General features: G+C 39.7%; 23 protein-coding genes and 1 pseudogene. 2 read left to right on the top strand and 22 right to left on the bottom strand.

Annotated elements, in window-relative coordinates; genetic code table 11:
• Nucleotides 1–89, top strand: a pseudogene (locus tag HMPREF2837_RS10910) (IS200/IS605 family transposase); the annotation flags it as partial.
• Nucleotides 90–269: 180 nt separating this feature from the next.
• On the opposite strand, the gene HMPREF2837_RS09180 reads toward HMPREF2837_RS10910, so the two are convergent.
• The 8 genes from HMPREF2837_RS09180 to HMPREF2837_RS09145 form a co-directional block, all read right to left on the bottom strand.
• Nucleotides 270–1,004 carry an NAD-dependent protein deacylase gene (locus HMPREF2837_RS09180; RefSeq protein WP_049548324.1) on the bottom strand — a complete coding sequence of 245 codons (735 nt, stop codon included), beginning with the start codon at nucleotides 1,002–1,004 and terminating at the stop codon, nucleotides 270–272.
• A 229-nt stretch (nucleotides 1,005–1,233) separates the two neighbouring features.
• Nucleotides 1,234–1,944, bottom strand: a complete 711-nt coding sequence (gene deoD, locus HMPREF2837_RS09175) for a purine-nucleoside phosphorylase (RefSeq protein WP_003007097.1) — start codon at nucleotides 1,942–1,944, stop codon at nucleotides 1,234–1,236.
• Between the two features lie 201 nt (nucleotides 1,945–2,145).
• Entirely contained in the window at nucleotides 2,146–3,426 is a 1,281-nt protein-coding gene (locus tag HMPREF2837_RS09170) for a chloride channel protein (RefSeq protein WP_049548325.1), read from the bottom strand.
• Nucleotides 3,427–3,428: 2 nt separating this feature from the next.
• Nucleotides 3,429–4,238, bottom strand: coding sequence for a purine-nucleoside phosphorylase (locus HMPREF2837_RS09165; RefSeq protein WP_000173180.1), 810 nt, complete (start codon nucleotides 4,236–4,238; stop codon nucleotides 3,429–3,431).
• Nucleotides 4,235–4,795 (bottom strand): DUF1697 domain-containing protein, encoded by a 561-nt coding sequence (locus tag HMPREF2837_RS09160; protein WP_049548326.1) that lies wholly within the window; start codon nucleotides 4,793–4,795, stop codon nucleotides 4,235–4,237. Before HMPREF2837_RS09160 ends, HMPREF2837_RS09165 begins: the two co-directional genes overlap by 4 nt.
• A gap of 1 nt (nucleotide 4,796) precedes the next feature.
• The gene (locus HMPREF2837_RS09155; protein ID WP_049548327.1) at nucleotides 4,797–6,008 is read right to left on the bottom strand and encodes a phosphopentomutase; all 1,212 of its coding nucleotides are present in this window, start codon (nucleotides 6,006–6,008) and stop codon (nucleotides 4,797–4,799) included.
• Nucleotides 6,009–6,020: 12 nt separating this feature from the next.
• Complete coding sequence (gene rpiA / locus HMPREF2837_RS09150; protein ID WP_049548328.1) at nucleotides 6,021–6,704, bottom strand: ribose-5-phosphate isomerase RpiA; 684 nt, start codon at nucleotides 6,702–6,704, stop codon at nucleotides 6,021–6,023.
• 105 nt (nucleotides 6,705–6,809) lie between these two features.
• A complete protein-coding gene (locus tag HMPREF2837_RS09145; RefSeq protein WP_049548329.1) occupies nucleotides 6,810–7,739 on the bottom strand; it encodes a peptidase U32 family protein in 930 nt (309 codons plus the stop codon).
• 138 nt (nucleotides 7,740–7,877) lie between these two features.
• On the opposite strand from HMPREF2837_RS09145, the gene HMPREF2837_RS09140 reads away from it, so the two are divergent.
• Nucleotides 7,878–8,153, top strand: a complete 276-nt coding sequence (locus HMPREF2837_RS09140) for a DUF3270 family protein (RefSeq protein WP_049548330.1) — start codon at nucleotides 7,878–7,880, stop codon at nucleotides 8,151–8,153.
• Nucleotides 8,154–8,262: 109 nt separating this feature from the next.
• On the opposite strand, the gene HMPREF2837_RS09135 is transcribed toward HMPREF2837_RS09140, so the two are convergent.
• The 14 genes from HMPREF2837_RS09135 to HMPREF2837_RS09070 form a co-directional block, all read right to left on the bottom strand.
• Nucleotides 8,263–9,597, bottom strand: coding sequence for a sensor histidine kinase (locus HMPREF2837_RS09135; protein ID WP_049548331.1), 1,335 nt, complete (start codon nucleotides 9,595–9,597; stop codon nucleotides 8,263–8,265).
• A complete protein-coding gene (locus tag HMPREF2837_RS09130; protein ID WP_049548332.1) occupies nucleotides 9,590–10,261 on the bottom strand; it encodes a response regulator transcription factor in 672 nt (223 codons plus the stop codon). The genes HMPREF2837_RS09135 and HMPREF2837_RS09130 overlap by 8 nt, the downstream gene beginning before the upstream one ends.
• A gap of 115 nt (nucleotides 10,262–10,376) precedes the next feature.
• A complete protein-coding gene (locus HMPREF2837_RS09125; protein ID WP_049548333.1) occupies nucleotides 10,377–12,923 on the bottom strand; it encodes a M1 family metallopeptidase in 2,547 nt (848 codons plus the stop codon).
• 122 nt (nucleotides 12,924–13,045) lie between these two features.
• On the bottom strand, nucleotides 13,046–13,486 hold the full coding sequence (locus HMPREF2837_RS09120) for an ASCH domain-containing protein (protein ID WP_049548334.1): 441 nt from the start codon (nucleotides 13,484–13,486) through the stop codon (nucleotides 13,046–13,048).
• Nucleotides 13,483–14,331: a putative PEP-binding protein gene (locus HMPREF2837_RS09115; protein ID WP_049548335.1), complete on the bottom strand. Its 849-nt coding sequence runs from the start codon at nucleotides 14,329–14,331 to the stop codon at nucleotides 13,483–13,485. Before HMPREF2837_RS09115 ends, HMPREF2837_RS09120 begins: the two co-directional genes overlap by 4 nt.
• Nucleotides 14,309–14,809 carry an NUDIX hydrolase gene (locus HMPREF2837_RS09110; protein WP_049548336.1) on the bottom strand — a complete coding sequence of 167 codons (501 nt, stop codon included), beginning with the start codon at nucleotides 14,807–14,809 and terminating at the stop codon, nucleotides 14,309–14,311. The genes HMPREF2837_RS09115 and HMPREF2837_RS09110 overlap by 23 nt, the downstream gene beginning before the upstream one ends.
• A 40-nt stretch (nucleotides 14,810–14,849) precedes the next feature.
• On the bottom strand, nucleotides 14,850–15,455 hold the full coding sequence (locus tag HMPREF2837_RS09105) for a DUF6707 family protein (RefSeq protein ID WP_049548337.1): 606 nt from the start codon (nucleotides 15,453–15,455) through the stop codon (nucleotides 14,850–14,852).
• Between the two features lie 50 nt (nucleotides 15,456–15,505).
• Nucleotides 15,506–15,877 (bottom strand): Imm51 family immunity protein, encoded by a 372-nt coding sequence (locus HMPREF2837_RS09100; RefSeq protein WP_053090645.1) that lies wholly within the window; start codon nucleotides 15,875–15,877, stop codon nucleotides 15,506–15,508.
• Between the two features lie 53 nt (nucleotides 15,878–15,930).
• Entirely contained in the window at nucleotides 15,931–16,269 is a 339-nt protein-coding gene (locus HMPREF2837_RS09095) for a DUF7716 domain-containing protein (protein ID WP_049548338.1), read from the bottom strand.
• Nucleotides 16,270–16,287: 18 nt separating this feature from the next.
• A complete protein-coding gene (locus HMPREF2837_RS09090; protein WP_049548339.1) occupies nucleotides 16,288–16,707 on the bottom strand; it encodes an SMI1/KNR4 family protein in 420 nt (139 codons plus the stop codon).
• Between the two features lie 18 nt (nucleotides 16,708–16,725).
• The gene (locus tag HMPREF2837_RS09085) at nucleotides 16,726–17,061 is read right to left on the bottom strand and encodes a hypothetical protein (protein ID WP_049548340.1); all 336 of its coding nucleotides are present in this window, start codon (nucleotides 17,059–17,061) and stop codon (nucleotides 16,726–16,728) included.
• Nucleotides 17,062–17,097: 36 nt separating this feature from the next.
• Nucleotides 17,098–17,796: a 3-oxoacyl-ACP reductase gene (locus tag HMPREF2837_RS09080; RefSeq protein WP_049548341.1), complete on the bottom strand. Its 699-nt coding sequence runs from the start codon at nucleotides 17,794–17,796 to the stop codon at nucleotides 17,098–17,100.
• Nucleotides 17,789–18,025: a DUF2829 domain-containing protein gene (locus HMPREF2837_RS09075; protein ID WP_000141913.1), complete on the bottom strand. Its 237-nt coding sequence runs from the start codon at nucleotides 18,023–18,025 to the stop codon at nucleotides 17,789–17,791. Before HMPREF2837_RS09075 ends, HMPREF2837_RS09080 begins: the two co-directional genes overlap by 8 nt.
• Before the next feature lie 90 nt (nucleotides 18,026–18,115).
• Nucleotides 18,116–19,321 (bottom strand): DUF6287 domain-containing protein, encoded by a 1,206-nt coding sequence (locus HMPREF2837_RS09070; RefSeq protein WP_398578171.1) that lies wholly within the window; start codon nucleotides 19,319–19,321, stop codon nucleotides 18,116–18,118.
• Nucleotides 19,322–19,419 lie beyond the last annotated feature (98 nt).

Genomic DNA, 19,419 nt, shown 5'->3' with positions numbered 1-19,419 from the left:
ATTATGTGAGTACAGTAGGGCTTAATGAAGCCACGATAAGGAAATACATACAAGATCAGGAAAAGCATGATATAGCACTAGATAAATGAAGTGTGAAAGAATATGAGGATCCCTTTAGGGATAGTGGTAAGTAATACTAAAGCCTCTTTGAGAGGCAAGTGACGAGTCAAGAGCAATGAGGCTTGAACAACGTGAAAGCCAGCGTCTTTAGGCGCTGGCTGGTAATTTGGGCTTATAGCCCTGGTGCAAACCACCCGTTAGACGGGTGGTTATGATTGTCTCAATTTAGAAAAAACTTCTCCAATCTTACCTTCGATAACTAAATCAGCTTGGCTGTCTTGAGGAGTGCTGGACTTGTTGATAACGACAAGATTTGACCCTGAAAAATAATTGATTAGGCTAGCTGCAGGGTAAACAACTAAGGAAGTGCCACCAATAATCAACAAATCTGCTTGCTGAATGACTTGGGCTGCGCGACTAAATACATCCATATCTAGCGCTTCCTCATAAAGGGTCACGTCAGGTTTGACCACCTTGCCACAATCTAAGCAGTAGGGAACTGGACCTTCAAGTTCCAAAAAGGCAGTCAAATCATAAAAGCGATGACAGCCCAAACAATAATTACGATCTGCACTACCATGCAGTTTCAAAACTTTCTGAGATCCTGCCATTTCATGGAGACTATCGATATTTTGCGTCACAATCGCCTTTAATTTACCTGTTTTTTCCAACGACGCTAGATAATCATGTGCTAAATTCGGCTTGGCATCAGGATAGACCAGATACTTTTTATAGAAATTAAAAAAATCCTCTGGATAGCGTTCAAACATAGTGCGTGAAACCAGTTGCTCGGCAGTAAAATGGCGACCTAGTTTCAGACTATATATACCATCTGAACTACGAAAATCTGGAATATTAGACTCTGTAGAAACCCCTGCACCACCGAAAAAGACAATTCTCTGACTTTGATCAATAATACCTTGTAGTTGTTCAATTTTATCCATTTTGTACTCCTAGGAATTTTCAAGTTAAAAAGTTGAAAGCCTTGACTTCTTGTCAACTTGGCTTCCAACTTTATTTGATTATGATTTAGATATTAAACTGACTAGTCTCGGTCCTTTGACACAATTAGGCTTTCTTCAATTTCCTTATTCTTACCTATTACAGGATTGATTCATTGTTGGTGGTTATCATTTTAAGAACAAGAGAAATCATTCTGAATACAGCCTACCTTTAGTCAGCAATCAATGTTTCCAAACCAACCTTCATCATATCAGTGAAAGTATTTTGGCGTTCTTCAGCGGTTGTATCCTCATCTGGATTAACCAAGCTATCAGAAATCGTCATAATAGCTAAAGCATCGACGTGGTGTTGGGCAGCAAGATAGTAAAGAGCTGCTGCTTCCATTTCTACAGCTTTCACACCCCATTTACCAAGCTCGATATTCTTTTCACCATAGTTTGAATAGAAAACGTCTGATGACAAGACATTTCCGACGTGAGTAGTCATACCAAGGTCTTTGGCAATATGGTAAGCCTTATCTAGCAAGTCAAAACTTGCGATTTGTGGGAAATCGTATTGAGGCCAATCGTTGCGGATGATGTTTGAGTTGGTTGCAGCTGCTTGAGCCAAGACCAACTCACGAACGTGAACATCCTCATTCAAAGAACCAGCAGTTCCCACACGAATCAATTTTTTCACACCGTAATCGACAATCAATTCACGAGCATAGATAGAGATGGATGGCATACCCATCCCTGTACCCATGACAGATACACGGTGACCTTTGTAAGTACCTGTATAACCAAACATGTTACGCACTTCGTTAAAGCAAACAGCATCTTCAAGGAAATTCTCAGCGATAAATTTCGCACGAAGAGGATCCCCAGGAAGAAGAATTTTATCAGCAATTTCACCTTGCTTAGCAGCAATATGGATAGACATAATTTATGATACAAAGAGCGACCAGAAAGCGACTGAAAATTAGGAATCTGACGAGAAATCCTGATTTCTCAGTCAGATTATCTATTTTCTGAGTTTTCCGCTCGTGTTCAAATTAGAACACACGCTCTACCTTTCTTTATTAAATGATATTGATTATAAATCAAAAATATATTTTGGATTAGAAAAACTAGAGTATTCTTATTAATTTTCTATTATCCTTGTCTTTGGTCGTAAGTCTTTCTCCCAAGGGATTCGATCCAGCATTTTAGCAAAACCAAATGCCAAGTAAGAAGTCACCATAAGAAAAGGTATAGCCTCAAATGACTGACCAGTGAAACCCATTACCAATCCAGTTGCAGACAAGGGAGCCTTCAGGATCACTGCTAAAAAGCAAACCGAACCTAATAGCAAGACTGCTGGCTGGTTGCCACCTCCTAGAATCATGGTCAGGAGTGCAGCTCCTGCTATACCCAAGGCAAATGACGGAGTCAAGGTACCGCCATAGGCACCTGCCCAAAGGGTGACTAAAACGACCACGGCTTTCAAGATAAATAAGAGGATTACCGTCTTGGCATTACTGCCGTTTAAAATCTCCTGAGCCATCATACGCCCATTACCAAGTAGATGAGGCAAATGGCTAGCCAATCCAACAAGGAAAAGGAATGTTACAGGCAGAGTATAGAGTATCCGCTTGTCCTTTATTCTCTTTGAAGAAGCTTGTTTGTTAAAGCGACTAAAAAGCCAAGCGAGTGGAGTCAGGAAAAGAACTAATAGGGGAACAAGCCACATATCACCTAGTAGCCAATTCATGGCTGGAATCTGGTAGAGAGCATGATCTGAAACAACAAAGCCTGCTGTAAAGGCTGATACATATGTAGTCAGACCGACCAAGAAAAAACGTTTGACAGATAAAGCAATTCCCAAGGTTTCAAAAACGAAAAACACACTCGTTAATGGAACCTGATAGACAGCCGCTAAACCCGCACCAGCTCCACAGGCAATGAGAAAGATCCGGTCCTTCACGGAGAGAGAAAAAATATTGGCAATAGGTCTTGCAAATAAAGCTCCAATCTCCCGTGGCGCAGCTTCCTTACCGATAGGTGCCCCTCCTCCAACCGCAATAATCTGCCAAATTGAATGAACTAGTTGTTTTAAAAAATGAAGTTTGTATTGTGATGTTTCATCTTTCATCTGCGCTTTGATGGAAAAAAACTTTGCTTTTCTTTGCAAGAAATACCAGACCAAGGCAGAACTGACACCCACGATGATTAAGCTGAAGCCTATTCGTGATGAGGCAACACCATCTGTCAAGAATCCAGTGTTATGCTCTGTCTGACCAAAAGCAATCCCTTCAACCAGCTCTAAAAGATAATGGAGCAAAATTCCGAATATACCCGAAACTAGCCCTAGCATGATAACCGCTAGGACTAATTTGAGGTTATATGGGATTTTTTTAAGACTACTCCTCAACTCTTGTAACATGATTATAATTCTGCAAGAATCGCTTTCAGCAATCCTTTGAAGTCGCCTTTGACACGTTCGGTCACTTCTACCACTTCTTCGTGGTTGAGTTCTTCTTGGAAACCAGCAGCAAAGTTGGTAATACATGAAATACCAAGAACCTTCAAGCCAGAGTGTGCTGCAACGATAACTTCAGGAACGGTTGACATTCCGACAGCGTCTGCACCAAGTGTCTTATAAGCACGGATTTCAGCTGGAGTTTCATACGTTGGACCAGTTACACCGATATAAACACCGTCATCAAGTTTAACACCAAGCTTTTCAGCAACTGCATGGGCTGTAGCACGATATTCTGGTGTGTAAGCCTTAGACATATCAGGGAAACGTGGACCGAAGTCATCCAAGTTTTCACCGATTAGAGGGTTTTGTCCTGTCATATTGATGTGGTCAGTGATAGCCATCAAAGTACCAGGACCAAAGCCGATACCACCAGCAGCGTTGGTTACAATCACACCTTCACAGCCCAAAACTTTCATGACACGAACTGGGAAAGTTACGACTTCAAGCGGATTTCCTTCATAGAAATGGAAACGTCCTTGAAGGGCTAAAACTTTACGTCCTGCAAGCTCACCGTACACCAATTTTCCAGCGTGTCCAACAACAGTAGAACGTCCCCAGTTTGGAATCTCAGCATAGTCTACCACAACTGGATTTTCAATTTCTTCAGCAAGTTCGCCAAGTCCTGATCCAAGAATCAAGCCGAACTCTGGTGCTTCTACTCCCTTTTCTTTTAAGAAAGCAGCTGTTTCATTGATTTTTGCTAATAATGTCATTGTCTGTCTCCTTCATAATCTTTTAAAAATTGACCGATTTTGTCAAAGGTTTTTGCATTTCGAATCGTAATATTACGATAGAAAGGCATCTTAAGCAGGTACTTGTGATAGGCTGTTTTGCTATAGGTTTCTTCTGAGAATTTGCCCCAGAAGATTCCCAGTTTCCCGAAATGAAGCAGTTCATCTCCTAGCTTCATACTTTCGACTTTCTCAATGACTTGCTTTATATCCAGTCCCTCAGTATAAAAGAGGACATCCTTGCGAGCCATTTCTTGGAACCACCATTCCGGAAGAGTTCTAAGCTCCTCTTCGTAGTCTTCTTGACTTAACAAGGAAAAATATCGGATAAATGGATAATGTTCTTTAAAGAAACCCTGTAGACTCTCAACCAACTGAGTTCTAGGCATGCTAGTATCAAAGAAAATATTCCCACTATTGATGTAGGTTTCAACATTTTCTAATCCCAACCCTGTCAATTCTTGACGAAGCTGGGCCATGACCACCTTATGTTTCCCACCGACATTGATACCTCTAACCAGTAATGCAAAGCGAATCATCTTAAACTAATTTATCTAAGAAACTTTCACCAATCATGGCAGCTTCAACGCCAAAGTTATCCGCAATTGTTGCTGAGATGTCAGCGAAGTGTCCAACTGGAATTAATCCATTGCCTTTAAAGGATGGACTGTATGCTAAAAGTGGAATATATTCACGAGTATGGTCAGTACCAGCATAGGTTGGATCATTTCCGTGGTCAGCAGTAATCAAAAGAAGATCGTCTTCTCTCATTGCTGCCATGATTTCTGGCAAGCGCTCATCAAACTCATGCAAACAATCACGATAGCCGTGTGGATCACGACGGTGTCCATATAAAGCATCAAAGTCTACCAAGTTTGTAAATGAGAATCCTTTTTCAAATTCAGCCAGTCCCATCGTTGTCAAAAGTGTGTCAATTCCGTGGCTATTTGACTTATTGTGGCCCATATCGTGGTTAATCCCTGCACCGTTGAAAATATCGTTAATCTTACCAACTGCATATGTATCAATACCAGCTTCATTCAATTTGTCCAAAACAGTTGAGGCAAATGGAGATACAGCCAAATCACGACGATTTGCAGTACGTGTGAAGTTTCCAGGCTCCCCAACATAAGGACGAGCAATAATACGTCCCAGAAGAGCTGGACGCTCTAAAGTAATAGAACGAGCGTATTCACAGATACGGTAAAGTTCATCCAAAGGAATAATGTCTTCGTGAGCTGCGATTTGAAGAACTGGGTCAGCTGATGTATAGATAATCAACTCGCCAGTTTCCATTTGGCGTGGTCCAAAGTCATCGATGACAGCTGTTCCTGAGTAAGGTTTGTTGGCTTCACGAATAACCTTACGTCCTGAAAATTCTTCGATTTTAGTAAGGATTTCCTCTGGGAATCCATTCCAGAAAGTATCGAAAGGTTCAGTGATGTTAAGTCCCATGATTTCCCAGTGACCAGTCATGGTATCTTTACCTAGAGATACCTCTTCAAGCTTAGTCGCATAACCTGTTGGATTGCTCTCAGCTGGAACTGTCTTCAATGGTGTTTCGCGAGGAATGTTCCCAAGACCAAGTTTTGCCATATTTGGAACATTCAAACCTACTGATTTTGAAATGTGTCCAAGCGTGTCTGATGCACCATCAGGAACACCAGCGTTGACAAAGTTATGAGCATCTGGTGCTGCACCGATTCCTACAGAATCTAATACCACCAAGTGAATACGTTTAAATTTTGACATCATTTGCCTCCTTTATTTCCCTTTTGTTGAAGTTAAAACCTGAACGCCAGCTTGTCCTGCAACGATCACTTTATCAACCATTTGATTAAATAAACCGTGCTCAACAACACCAACCTGAAGATCCAATTGACGACCAAAAGCGATTGGATCTTCAATAACACCTAAATCAAGGTCAATGATGAAATTTTTCATATCCGTCACAAAGCGTTGGCCATCTTTTTCACGAAAACTTGGCTTATAACCAGCTTTTTCAAAACGACGGAAAATCTGTTCTGCTCCGTATTGGACAACTTCGACAGGTAGTTTGAAAGCGCCCAGTTTCTCAACCATCTTGCTCTCATCTACCACCCAGATATACTGTTTAGTTGGTGTCGCAACTACTTTTTCCATTAGAAGTGCACCACCGCCTCCTTTGATACCATTAAACTGACGATCCACCTCATCAGCTCCATCAACAGTCACATCAACCTCATCCACCTCATCAATCGACTTAAGTGGGATATTCAATCCTTGTGCCTGTTTTGTTGTTACACTCGAGGTTGTTACGGCTGTAATTTGAAGTCCTTCTTCTTTAATTCTACGTCCGATCTCCTCTACGAAATAATAGGCAGTCGAGCCTGTTCCAAGTCCTACAACCATTCCATCAGTTACGAACTCAGCAGCCTTGATGCCTGCTATTTTTTTCAGATTTTCCACTTAAACACCTCCAAACAAAAAGCTACTTTTATTATAACATGAATACGCTTTAAATTCATCCTTGCACTAGAAAAACCCGAACATTTTATTTCGGGTTTCTGATTCTTATTTAACCATGTCAGGATCGTAGTCATAAAATCCTGTGTCAAGGAAACGATTTTTGGGATGGAGTTTACGGACTTGCTCGTCCAACAAGAAGGCTTGGTCATGCGTAAAGCTTCCCTCTTGAATCAAGCTACGTGCTTGGATGAAGAGCTTTGCAATCTCAACAAAATCTTGACCTGGAGTATAAAGTCCTTCTAGTTTCCAATGAGTGAAACCATGCTCTACCAACTCTGGCAATTTGGTCATCAAATCGAGGTCGTTATTGGCAAAAATGTGAGTTCCATGATTGTCTTCAAAAATTGAGTAGTGACTATCTGGATCACTAGGCTCTGCTAAGAAGAGGTCGCGTTGACGTGTTTTTTCATCATCAATCTGAGTAAAATTATAGTAATTCTGCAGGAGTGGACGCTTAGAGTGGTGGATGACACTAGCACCGTAAACCAAAACTTCAGCAGGAATTTCCAAAATTTCAGGCATTTTAAAGAGTTCAGCTGATGGAATTTCACGAGCCAATACTGCCTCAGAAGCGCCAGCCTTTTGTCCCCAGAAATTAATCTGACGGCTGCTAGTGACCATGGTTGAGGCATCATAGATGGTTTTAAAAGAATAACCATCACGATTGACAACATAAAAAACACCCGCATCTCCAACAGTAATGTAGTCTGTTTTAATTTCTTCCAAGAAATCAAGGAAGGGTTTGATACGATCCATCATATCCTGATGCATAAGAGCATTGACCGCTACGATCAATTCCTTACCTGCATCATGAACCAGATCAGCGATGGTTCTCAGTTCATCATAAGAAAAAGTCTTTGGTAGGCGAAGTCCAAAATCTTTCTCACCGACATAGATGCGGTCAACTCCCGCCTCTAGTAATTCTTTTACTTGTTCAATGCTTTCAGCAGTTGCTGTAATAATAATCTTTTCCATAAGAAAAATTATACCACATTTCTGAAAAATCAGCTATTCCCTAAAATGATAAATTTACTTATTATTTTTGTAACCTTACTGTAATAATTTTTTTCTTGAAAAATGGTAAAATGAAAGAGTACTGTTAAGGAGAGAATCATGCCCGTAAGAAAATATCAATCGTATGAGTTTGAAGAAGAGGAAACTCAAACAACGCTATACCAAGACTATGTTCCAGAAACAACTTCCGTTGCTAGTTTGAAGGAAGTTCTTTTCTTTGTAAACATTGCTTGTTTTTGCGTCTTTTTAGCCTTATTTAGCTTCATCTTTTTAGCCCTCAAGTTTAATACAGTTCTGGCTTTTAGCCTAGCAATTGCCTTGAGTTTAGCGGCATCAAACTTTCAACGTTCAATGATTAAGAAGAAATTTTATTAAATTCAAAAGGTCGGGATTTTTGTCCCGACCTATTTTTTCTACGATAGCTAAAGAGCTGCGACTAGAAAAGCGATACTTGGTCTACCGCTTTCTAAGTCACAGCCTTTTTTTATTTATTTTTACGCTTGGATGGTGTTTGGATGGCGATTTTTACTTCAAAAATCGTACCATGTGGTTTGTTATCCTTAACACTGATGGTTCCTTTTAAGGCATCGACAATCTGCTTTGCTAAGGATAAACCTAGCCCAAAGCCACCTTTTTGGCGAGTACGAGCTTTGTCAACTCGATAAAAGCGATCAAAAATTTTCTTTTTATCTGCTGCAGAAATACCAATTCCATCATCAGCTACTGACAAATAGAGATTACGCTCTGTAGCAGCGATTACAAAATGAATAACTCCTTCTTCTTCAGTATACTTGACAGCATTGTCAAACAAGATAGTCATCAGTTGCTTAAGAAGAAGCTTGTCTGTTATGATGGTCCGATGAATACGATTTTCAAAATGAAAAACGCGGTTATTTTCAGATGCGATCATCTCATAGTTGGTAAAGGTTGTGTTAAAGAAGTCTGGCTCTACCTCTCCTAGTTCAGGATTGATACCATCATCACGACGGGCTAAATTTAGGAGATTGGTTGTTAAAAAGCGCATGTTTCGAACTTCTTCTAAACTAGAAGCAATACTCTCGCTAGATTCCATAATAGTAGCTTCCGGCTTTCGAAAAAGAGTTTCTAGACGATTTTGGAGAACAGCAAGTGGAGTACGTAGCTCATGACTGGCATTTTCGACAAAACTCTGCTGCTTCTGCATACTTTCAAGCAAGGGTTTGACACTAACGCGAGCAAGATAAAGACTAGCTATGAGTGATAAAATCCAGAAGCTGGCCATGACTACTACGATTAACTGCTCATGATTTTGACTGATTTGCTCTAGCTGACTGGTATTAATTAAAACAGCTGCATACTTAATATTGGTCGAGACAGATTCAATATTCATCTCAGTCAGAATCACTCGATAAATCTCATCCTGCCCATAGCTATTCTGAACATGAAGCTGTCTAATGTGATTCAAATCCTTTTTATTAAATGTAACCCTATCAAGACCTAAAAAGCGATTCCCAGCTACTAGTTGATTTAAATTAGAGTCCAATAAAATCACTTCTGTATTGGAACTGACCGTTGGTTTTTTATCCGTTGATGGAGTCACGGATTGACTATTGAGATCTTTGACTTCATCTGTTGCTCGATTGACAGCCAACTGGATGACATCTTGAGGATTGCCACTGAGAGACAGAAGCTTCTCATCAACCGATGTGTAGAGACTGGAGTGCATAACCTGCAAGATAATCAAGGTCATAGCAGAGAAAATCAGAGTAAATACTCCAAAGTTACGGATAAAATAACTGAAATCCTCCGCATACCAATTTTTTTTAAATTTATTAAACATGTTTTAAAATATACCCAACACTACGCAAGGTCTGGAGGTTTTCAGCAAATACTGATCCCTTTAATTTCTTACGAACTTTTGATACGTAAACCTCTACGACAGAGATAGTGGTATCACTATCGAATCCCCATAAACGGTCAAAAATCTGGGTTTTGGGTAAGATAACATTTTGATTTTGGAGGAAATAAACCAAGAGATCAAATTCTTTACCCAATAATTCAACAGCAGTCTCATTGACTTTAACCTCATTAGTAGAGAGATTGACAGTCAAATCACCATAGGAAAGGGTATTTTCATTGAACTTACCAGAACGTTTAAGCAGGGCCTGGATACGCATCTTGAGCTCTTCCAGATAAAATGGTTTTGTTAGATAATCATCTGCCCCAAGCTCAAATCCGTGTCCCTTATCATCGAGACTTTCCTTTGCTGTCATGATAAGAACTGGTGTCGAAACGCCTTTTTCACGTAATTCTTTTAAGACTTGGAAACCATTTTTTTCAGGCAACATCAAATCAAGCAGAATCAAATCATAAACACCACTTTCAGCCTCATAAAGACCTTCTTCTCCATCAAAAACCTGCATGACATCTGCAAAATCATCCAAGAAATCAAATACTGAATTAGACAGGCCTAGGTCATCTTCCACTAATAGAATTTTGATCATCAAAAATTCCTCCTTATTATACCTATTATAGCAAAAATATCTTAAAAAAAACTCAACTTCCCTTGTTTTTCCAAGAGAAAATTGAGTTTTTGTCATCTATTTAGACTAGAATCTTTTAAGCTTTGATATATTGAGCTACAACTGCTTCAACTGCTGCTTTTTCACGCTTAATCAATTCAACGCGAGCTGCGATATCCTTAATTCCCATGCGGATATTACGGCTAAGGGCAAGGTCAGAAAGTTGTGGTTCATAGAATGCCTTGTATTCTGCCAAGCGTTGCTCTGTTTTAAAGATGTGTGATGGGAAGATGACAAAACTGTCAAAACTCATATCACCACCAAGAGCTGCCTTAATCCAATCCCAGTTTTCACGTGCCCACACCCATACAGTTTCTTGAGTTGCTTGGTGTCCGAGGAATTGGAGATACCATGCTGAAAGGTCCTGTGGCTTCACGACAAATTTGTCCTTCCAAGTTGCAAGCAGTGTTTGGATGTTCTCTGAATCTGTCGCATAAGCAAGGGCTGCTGCCAATTGGCGTTTAAAGGCGGCATCTGTCGCATGAGTATAAAGATCGAGATAAGTTGCGACCAATTCCTTAGTCTCATGGTGTTTCATTTCATTGATGAGAACTTGTGAACGAATAGCTGCTGGAAGTCCTGAAAGATTATCCTTGTGGGCTGCGAAAATTCGGCTAGCAACCTGACTGGCTTCCTCGTCATTTGAACGAATCATCATGGAAATTGTCAATTGACGAACCAATTCATCCTCATCAGATTCACCCTCTTTAGCTTCAAAACCAAGACGATCATAGTTGTAACGAGCCAGTTTAGCAATAAGCGCTTTAAAGGCTTTTTCTGCCTCTGTTCCTTCATCAATGAAGCGTTCAAGGGCTGTAATAACTTGAGAAACTGCAGCAACAACTAGGTAAGATTCTTCTTGTGCCAATTGATCCACTACTGGAAGCAAGTCTGCGTATGAAATGTGACCAGCTTCAGCTAGCAAACGACGTTCTTGAACGATTTGAAGTTTACTTGTGTTATCAAGTTCTACTAATTCTGAAAGAACAGCATCAAGCAAGTCGCCTTGATAGTCTGTAATGTAATGTGCTGTATTTTCTGTGTTAAGACGAAGGGCTCCTTTGTTTTCAGCAAGAAGTGCTGCATAGCCAGGAATTTCGATGCTTTCAGTTTCGAGTGTATCTGGTAATCCTTTCCAGTTGCTGTTAAGTGGCACTACCCAAAGACGGTTCTTGTCTTCATGTTCACCTATAAAGAATTGTTTTTGCGAAATCTTCAAAACATCATTTTCAACTGTGGCAGTAAGGACTGGATAACCAGGTTGTTCCAACCAAGAATCCATGAAGGCTGCTACATCACGACCAGATGCTTGTCCGAGGGCGTTCCAAAGGTCACGGCCAATGGTATTTCCGTATTGATGTTTTTCAAAGTAAGCGTGCAAACCTTTGGCAAAATCAGCATCTCCTAGCCAACGACGAAGCATGTGCATGAGACGGCTTCCTTTGGCATAAACGATAGCACCATCGAAGAGCGTATTAATTTCATCTGGGTGGCTAACTTCAACGTGGACAGATTGAACACCATCTGTCGCATCACGTTTAAGAGCGGCTGGCACTCCACTTGTTTGGAAGTCTTCAAAGATATTCCAGCTTGGCTCGATAGCATCCACACAGACGTACTCCATCATGTTCGCGAAGCTTTCATTGAGCCAAAGGTCATCCCACCACTTCATAGTCACAAGGTTACCAAACCATTGGTGAGCAAGCTCATGGGCAATGACAAGGGCAACTTGTTGACGGCTGGCAAAGGTAGAGTTTTCATCCACAACCAAGTAAACTTCACGGTAAGTTACCAGACCCCAGTTTTCCATAGCACCTGCTGAGAAGTCAGGAAGGGCGATGTGGAGAGATTGAGGAATTGGGTACTTGACTCCGTAGTAATCTTCGTAAAACTCGATTGAACGAACAGCGATATCCAGTGAGAAATCAAGGTTTGAAAGTGGATGCGCCTTGGTTGAGTATACACCTACCAAAGTACCATTTTTTGTTTTAGCAGTTACCCCTTGCAAATCACCAGCAACGAAAGCTAGCAAGTAAGAAGACATACGCGGAGTTGTCTCAAACTTCCAGATACCTGTCTCTTTACGGTTTTCAACGTCAATCTCTGGCATGTTAGACAAGGCAAGTTCGCCTTCTGCTTGGTCAAATCGAAAAGCTAGGTCAAAGGTTGCTTTGGCTTCTGGTTCGTCCACACATGGGAAGGCTTCGCGAGCAAAGTGACTTTCAAACTGAGTTGACAAAACTTCCTTCTTAACACCATCAACTGTATAGTATGATGGGTAGATTCCTGTCATGTTGTCTGTGATTTTACCTGAAAATGCTAGAATCAATTCAACTGAACCAGCTTCTTCAAGTTCGATATAAAGAGCTTCATTTTCATTATCAACTGTAAATGGACGAGCTTGTCCTGCTACTTCAACAGAAGCAATCTCCAAGTCTTTTTGGTGAAGGGAAATACGGTCACTTTTAGCTTGACCAGTAATAGTTACTTTTCCTGAAAAAGTCTTGGTCTCACGACTCAAGTCTAAAAATAAATCATAATGTTCAGGAACAAATTTTTCAATATAATGTTCTACTGCTTGCATCATTTTCTCCTATTCTAAATTTCTGAGCAAATGCTCTAGTTCAAACATACCTATTTTATCATATTTTAAGTCAGAAAAAAGCTTTGGACGGTGATTTCCAAAACTTTCTTCCTTCTAGTAGTCTACAGAGGGTAGACCTTGCGAAATTCTTCTAAAACAACCTTGCTGTCAGGTGTAAAAGTCAAACCTGCTTCTCCTAGGCAGTCTCTGAAAAAGTCTTCATGAACCTGACGCCAGTAGGCCAGAGATTTGTCTCCTTCGCCTTCCTTGTAGGCATGGTCGGCTGAAACCTGATGGAAAGGCTGAACGGAAACCTTTGTAATTTCGACGATGCAAACAGCTTGATCCTTACTGTCTAAAATAACATCAAAAGTTCCTTCTTGGGGAAGGGGGTCGTCCTCTACTGCGTAAAGATCGTAAGCTGAGGCTGTCGCTGTTTTTTCGCCTTTAAAAACCAGATCCGCTAAAAGGTCTGGTTCCACTCCAAAAGCCCAGGCATCTATCTCTTCACCGATAGAGGGGTTGATTTGCTTGTAGGCATTCCACATTTCTTGAGGTGTCATAGGTTGCTCCTTTGTATTTTTTTACTTTCTTCTTTTACACGTTTGAGATGGTCTGGATGGTCAATCTCTAAATTAAAAATCTCTGGAATAGAACTGTAGTGGATCATGCATTTGATATCCATCTGATTCATTTTTTGTATGAAAAAAGCATTCAGATATCCTGCCACTGCGAAATCTATCTTTTTCATCCTTGCTTTATCCTGCATCTGTCTCAGCATTTCTAACATAATGGGACTTTCCATATCATGCCATTGACTGTTCCTCACAGTCGCAAAAACAAAAGAAGTCAAATCATTCATTCCCACTACAATCTTTGAAATACCAGTTTCCAGTATCCTGTCCAAGTCAAAATAAGCTGACGGTAATTCAATCATTGTTCCAACTTTTCCAGTAAAACCATGCTGGCGCAATACTCTAATAGCTTGTTTTAATTGGTCGGCATCATTGACAAAAGGAAAAATAACAGACAAATTGGGATTGGTTTGATAAACTTCTGTAACAACATGTGCTTCAGCATGAAATTCATCCAAACACGCCAGTAAACGCCTAGTTCCTCTATATCCAAATAAGGGGTGGCGTTCATCAAAATACTCTTTAGTCCCGTCTAGACAATTTGCTTCTGCATTTGTTAACTCTGAAAAGCGATACCAGACTTCTTCATCTGGGTACAAATGGCAAATAGTGTCTAGATAATCTTTTACAAATTGCTGACAACTTTTTAGCAGTATATTTCGACTGATCTCCCTCACCAAATATTCGCCACGAATCATACCAACATGATGAAATAGTTGTGGGTAAACTTTTTCAACAATTCTTTCGCCACTAAGAGCCAGTTGATTTTGCATGTTTTACCTTCCAATTCATGTAAGAGGTCTTGTCCAATTCTGGAAATCCTAGTAACTCTGCCTTCACCTTCAATACTAAGGGTGAGGCATTTTCTTCGGTAATCTGCTCGATAGGAAGCCAAATTGCCTTTGCTGAATCGTTACTTCCATCAAGAACTTCATGAGGAAGGGATTTTTGAGAGCCTTCGAAATCGAGTACTATATCATAAAAGGCCATGATATGATGTACTGTGAAGTCTTGCCCTTCTTCTTGAACCAGCACATCATAAATCCTAGGATTGCAATAACGGATAAGCGTATACCCCGTCTCTTCCAGAACTTCTCTCTTGAGGGTTTCTGTCAAACCCTCACCGAGTTCCTGACTACCACCCGGTAGATCAAAACGATGCTGATAAGGCCCTCTCGTTTTCTCAATGCAAAGCAATTTTCCATTCTCATAGCAAACGCCATAGACACCAAAGTGTTTTTTGATTTCCATATTCTACTCTTTTCTAAAAGTCCAAGATCAATAACTTACCTTATCCCTTAAAAGGACAGAGGCTATAGATCTCATGCTCCTTAATATACTTCTTTAGTATCTCCATATTCTCTTTGATTTTTGCCTGGATATCTGTCTTTTCGCAAGATGACTCAGCAATAAAGAGGTGAATCTTTAATAAATCTGTCAAGTATAGCAAACGACGTTCCATTTCTGATTCAGGGCTTGGAGCCTGCTCGATTTTTGCAAGCTTTTGCTCCAAACTATCACCATTCAAAAATCTCTGATGAACTCTCCTTCTTATTTTTTGAGTTGATTCCTCCCCTTGTTCTAATGGAGATAAAAGGAGTTTTTTATAGACGAGTACCTGATTTTCTTTTTCTCTTTCCAGATAGGCCAATAAAACCAGAGAACTCTCAACAAAGGTCCAAGTGTTATAATTCCCTTCAAATGGAACTTGTATGATACGATCTAATAATTCCTTAGCCATTTCCTCTTGACCATCCAGATAAAGAAAATAGGCCAGATGATTTAGCGATTCGAGATAGCTAGCTTGAGTCTTCTTATTCTTTTTTAAAATTTTATCTAAATAGAGATGTAGGTCTGGATGATTTTCCACTAGCTCAACTACTTCTGGTAACTTCATCTGAAATCCTTTCTATTATCTTCCCAATAATTTAAAACAATTTTAGTCAATTAATCCAACTCTGCTCGATTAAACAAGTCTTTCATGGCTTCGATATCATCGCAAAATTCTTTAAAGCCAAGAGCAAATCTAGCCAAGGCGTCTACCTTGGAAGAATAGGCACAAAACATACTTCCTTCAGGATCAAAGTCGATAGCATCGCTTAATTCAGGCATTTTTTCCTCCAAAAATACCAAAGCTAGCGATTCCCAATCGTAGCCATTTCCTTCAAATCCCTCCTCTTCTCGAGTGTCAAATACTTCCTGTCTGTATTCTCCATCAGGGTAATAAATGAGCGACCCGCGAACATTTTGAGGATCCTCATCATAAACAAGCAAGTTAAAAGGGGAAATTTTTTCATTTATGTTTTCGTAATCTATCATTTCTTAACTCCTTTTTTTATTGTCAATGGAACTGGAACATTCTAGCTTTGTAACTAGCTTTCAAAGGTCATAAAGCAATCATGCTGATTATAATAATTTAAAGCCTCGACCAAGTCTTGGAAACTTGCGTCTGGCTTTTCCTCAAGTGCAACCGAAAGAACATCAATCAACTGCTCTCCATAGTAGACTAGCTGGAGATCTTGCTCCACTACATCAGCAGGGTAAATATCACGGTCTTCTATGACATCCGGATAATCTGATACCCAATAGAGCCTATCTAGTGCTAGCTCTCCATCCTCCTTGCCATAGAGGCAAAAATCATCTGAAGAAGACTCGTCCACGCGCACCTGCTCGATGATCTGCTCTAGTGAAAGTTCTTGGTATTTCTGCATCCCTTCTCCTTTTTTATCTCACTCTTCAACAAAGGAATTCAAAAAATCCTCAAAAGATGGCCATTGACCATACAACTCAGCTTTTTCTTCTAAAACATAGAAGTAAACCTTTCCATAGTCCTCTGGCTTTAGAGAAAGAGCATAGTTACCAGATCCAGGATCATAGGCGAAATGGAGAAGATCTGTTGCCTTAAATCCTTCAGGCACAACCTCATCGTCAAACCAGGTAAGAGACTTCCTCATCTCCTCAATTGAATCAAAGGAATTGAAAGGAAAGATATGACGATCATCGTGAACACCCCTTACTTGGGGCTGGCCTCCGTTGTACTTGAGATAAAAATCCTTCATAGCTTTCGGTAATTTCTTTCCAAGAATCTCCTCAAATTGTAAAAAATCTTCTTTTGAAATCGGTGAATCTGCATCTAGCACTCTAAACATGATTAATTTCTTCCTTTTTTACAATTCTTCTTCCAACACCTTATCAATAAAGTCATAGATGTTTGCAGCAACTTTTTGCATTTCTAAGGTGCCAAAAGCACCCAAGTCATTTTCATAAATGCAATCATCAGCATTTTTCTTGATAAAGTAGGCCAAATCTCCTTCCTGTCCAATCATAAAGTAATCTGGCTCTACTTCCTCAATCTGATAAGTTTCATTACGCTCCTCTAGATCCTCCTTGGCATACAAACAGATACCTGTATCTCCAATTTCATAGGAGTCAATCTCTTTCCAGTCCGTTAAAAACTGATAGTAGAGATTGGGCAAGACAAATCCAAACTCATCTCTTTTCATAGCTTACCTCCACATATTCACAGAATAGCAACTATGCTACTTCAAAGACCATCCACCGTCAATAGTGAGAATTTGCCCCTGCATGGCGCTTGCTTTTCCACCTGCTAAAAAGAGGCTGACTTCTGCCACTTCTTCTGGCTCAATCCAGCGTTTGATAGGTGTTTCACTAGCAACCCAGTCCGCCAAACCACCTGATTCAAAGTCAGCTGCGGTCATACCAGTCTTAACTGCACCAGGAGCAATGCCAAAAACCTGAATCCCAGCTTCAGCATAGTCTAGAGCCAACTGCTTGGTAAATCCAGCCAAGGCGTGTTTAGACGAGGTATAGGCGTGCCCACCACCGCCTGCCAGACTTGAAGCAATGGAGCACATATTGATGATAACCCCATGTTTATGTTCCAGCATGTTTGTCAAATAATAGCGGGTCAACTCTACTGGAGTCACATAGTTGATTTCAAAAATCTCTTGGATTTCCTGGGCTGTTTGTTCTAGTAATGGCTTGTAGTCATCCAAAACCCCAGCTGTATTGCAGAGAACATCCACCTGAGGGCACCAGTCAAAAATGGGTTCCAAGTCAAGCGTTAAATCACGTTGTAAAAAGTGAAAGTCACCCTGTAAATCAGGATTTTCACCCTGATCCACTCCAAAAACCTGATAACCTTTTTCTAAAAAGAGTCGAGCTTGAGCCAGACCAATCCCTGAGCTAACACCTGTAATCAGTACACGTTTAGTCATGGACTTCCACCCAATCCGTCGCTAAGACATCACAAGGAGTTGGGCTCCACATAGAAAAACCTTCCCCTTCACCAGATACGTTGATGAGGAAATAGGGTGTCACTTCAAGGGCGACGCCATTTTGCTCGATGGTATCAAAAAGCTGCACATAGTTTTCAGCTCCACCCCATCCAGTACGCACGTATTTCTTCTTAGCCTTTAGTCCAGGTAAAATCTCTTCAAATGTCATGTTTTTCTCCTTTGTTATCTATGAATCTTAATTTAATTATAACAAAAAACCGTTTTTCAACGGCTTTTTGACTGTTAGTTATTTATCTTTCTATGGACTATCATTTGTTTCAACTCTGTAAAAATAAGATTCAGCTTTATAATTCCCAGCTGATTGAGTAATAATTAAGCGTGGTCTTGAACTATCAGATTGATCACCCATAGGATTTTTAAATCCAATTTTAAACAATCCGATAGCAGCACTTGTGTGACCACTCTGTAAACTGACATATGGAACACTACTTATTTTAGATGAATCTTTAATTACTTTAATACTATTTCCATCCCCAGTTGTTCCATCAGAATTAATTATCAATTCATTTCCACGACCATTCCTCCATATTCCAACAAGTGTTGAAATATCACCATTTTCAATCGCTTCAATATCTAAATCAACTTCTGAAAGTGAAGTATATGGATAGTTTTCCCACCAACTCACTCTATAAGGTCTAAGATAACTTTTCCCATAAAGAATTCTGCTCTCTTGAGTTTTATCATTATCTGGTCCAGTTTCATTCGCAGGGATAAATGTTAACACCAATTCTTGCCCAATAACAGCATTTCTATTATTCCCTACAAAGTAAACTTCATAATAAGCATTGGTTTTCTTCGGTGTTTTACTTTTATCTAACATGAATTGAGCATGAGTAGAGCCACTCCAAAACAGCCACTTTCCATCTTGATAGGATATCTTTGGAAAAACAGAAGTATTATCCTTAAAATAATCTTCAGGTTTATACCCATACAAAGTGAATTTAGATTCCGCTATTGCTTTTTCCAAATAATCATTAGAATAAGTCCCTTCAAAAGCACTTAAATCTCCTTGAAGAATATTATCCTTACTATTTTTAAAATAATCACTACTACTAGCAAATACCATTTCATGATTCTTATTTCCATCAGATAAGGTGATTACCCTTAAAATTTTAGACGAATCATCTACATTATTAATTGAAATAGATATTTTAAAATCCTTATTTCCGTCTGACTTATTAAATTCTGTAACAGAAGACCTATTGTTGCCATCTTCTTTCCAATCCGTAGAAAAATCTCCAAATACATTACCTTCGTCTGTATTATATGAAATTCTCCAATTTTGATCATTCTTAGCAACAGTAGCTTTCTCACCTGTAGAAGACACATAATCTCCCGATAAATCTAAAAAGTCTGAACTTATTATTTTATCAGTATTTGATTGTATTTTCTGGTTATCACTCTCTCTATGATTCTTATATAAAAGAAATAAAACTAAACTCATTAAGAGAGAAATAACCCCAAAATATATGAGTGTTTTCTTCATACTAATCTCCAGTAGATATAAATTATAGTAAAATGAACCTAAAACAGTACGTAGTG

It is taken from the genome of Streptococcus sp. HMSC071D03 (assembly GCF_001812125.1).
Taxonomy (GTDB): domain Bacteria; phylum Bacillota; class Bacilli; order Lactobacillales; family Streptococcaceae; genus Streptococcus; species Streptococcus pseudopneumoniae_N.
Note: the sequence above shows the minus strand (reverse complement) of the source record. Positions and strands in the feature narration are given on the sequence as shown.

What these genes read in the sequence shown, in the direction of transcription:
- HMPREF2837_RS09125 (WP_049548333.1), bottom strand. Translation starts at nt 12,923, where the DNA reads ATGCAAGCAGTAGAACATTATATTGAAAAATTTGTTCCTGAACATTAT.
- HMPREF2837_RS09085 (WP_049548340.1), bottom strand. Translation starts at nt 17,061, where the DNA reads ATGAAAAGAGATGAGTTTGGATTTGTCTTGCCCAATCTCTACTATCAG.
- HMPREF2837_RS09100 (WP_053090645.1), bottom strand. Translation starts at nt 15,877, where the DNA reads ATGATAGATTACGAAAACATAAATGAAAAAATTTCCCCTTTTAACTTG.
- HMPREF2837_RS09075 (WP_000141913.1), bottom strand. Translation starts at nt 18,025, where the DNA reads ATGACATTTGAAGAGATTTTACCTGGACTAAAGGCTAAGAAGAAATAC.
- HMPREF2837_RS09080 (WP_049548341.1), bottom strand. Translation starts at nt 17,796, where the DNA reads ATGACTAAACGTGTACTGATTACAGGTGTTAGCTCAGGGATTGGTCTG.
- HMPREF2837_RS09135 (WP_049548331.1), bottom strand. Translation starts at nt 9,597, where the DNA reads ATGTTTAATAAATTTAAAAAAAATTGGTATGCGGAGGATTTCAGTTAT.
- HMPREF2837_RS09090 (WP_049548339.1), bottom strand. Translation starts at nt 16,707, where the DNA reads ATGTTTAGAGTGCTAGATGCAGATTCACCGATTTCAAAAGAAGATTTT.
- HMPREF2837_RS09130 (WP_049548332.1), bottom strand. Translation starts at nt 10,261, where the DNA reads ATGATCAAAATTCTATTAGTGGAAGATGACCTAGGCCTGTCTAATTCA.
- deoD (WP_003007097.1), bottom strand. Translation starts at nt 1,944, where the DNA reads ATGTCTATCCATATTGCTGCTAAGCAAGGTGAAATTGCTGATAAAATT.
- HMPREF2837_RS09115 (WP_049548335.1), bottom strand. Translation starts at nt 14,331, where the DNA reads ATGCAAAATCAACTGGCTCTTAGTGGCGAAAGAATTGTTGAAAAAGTT.
- HMPREF2837_RS09140 (WP_049548330.1), top strand. Translation starts at nt 7,878, where the DNA reads ATGCCCGTAAGAAAATATCAATCGTATGAGTTTGAAGAAGAGGAAACT.
- HMPREF2837_RS09120 (WP_049548334.1), bottom strand. Translation starts at nt 13,486, where the DNA reads ATGACACCTCAAGAAATGTGGAATGCCTACAAGCAAATCAACCCCTCT.
- HMPREF2837_RS09110 (WP_049548336.1), bottom strand. Translation starts at nt 14,809, where the DNA reads ATGGAAATCAAAAAACACTTTGGTGTCTATGGCGTTTGCTATGAGAAT.
- HMPREF2837_RS09070 (WP_398578171.1), bottom strand. Translation starts at nt 19,321, where the DNA reads ATGAGTTTAGTTTTATTTCTTTTATATAAGAATCATAGAGAGAGTGAT.
- HMPREF2837_RS09105 (WP_049548337.1), bottom strand. Translation starts at nt 15,455, where the DNA reads ATGAAGTTACCAGAAGTAGTTGAGCTAGTGGAAAATCATCCAGACCTA.
- HMPREF2837_RS09180 (WP_049548324.1), bottom strand. Translation starts at nt 1,004, where the DNA reads ATGGATAAAATTGAACAACTACAAGGTATTATTGATCAAAGTCAGAGA.
- HMPREF2837_RS09170 (WP_049548325.1), bottom strand. Translation starts at nt 3,426, where the DNA reads ATGTTACAAGAGTTGAGGAGTAGTCTTAAAAAAATCCCATATAACCTC.
- HMPREF2837_RS09145 (WP_049548329.1), bottom strand. Translation starts at nt 7,739, where the DNA reads ATGGAAAAGATTATTATTACAGCAACTGCTGAAAGCATTGAACAAGTA.
- HMPREF2837_RS09095 (WP_049548338.1), bottom strand. Translation starts at nt 16,269, where the DNA reads ATGCAGAAATACCAAGAACTTTCACTAGAGCAGATCATCGAGCAGGTG.
- HMPREF2837_RS09155 (WP_049548327.1), bottom strand. Translation starts at nt 6,008, where the DNA reads ATGTCAAAATTTAAACGTATTCACTTGGTGGTATTAGATTCTGTAGGA.
- HMPREF2837_RS09165 (WP_000173180.1), bottom strand. Translation starts at nt 4,238, where the DNA reads ATGACATTATTAGCAAAAATCAATGAAACAGCTGCTTTCTTAAAAGAA.
- HMPREF2837_RS09160 (WP_049548326.1), bottom strand. Translation starts at nt 4,795, where the DNA reads ATGATTCGCTTTGCATTACTGGTTAGAGGTATCAATGTCGGTGGGAAA.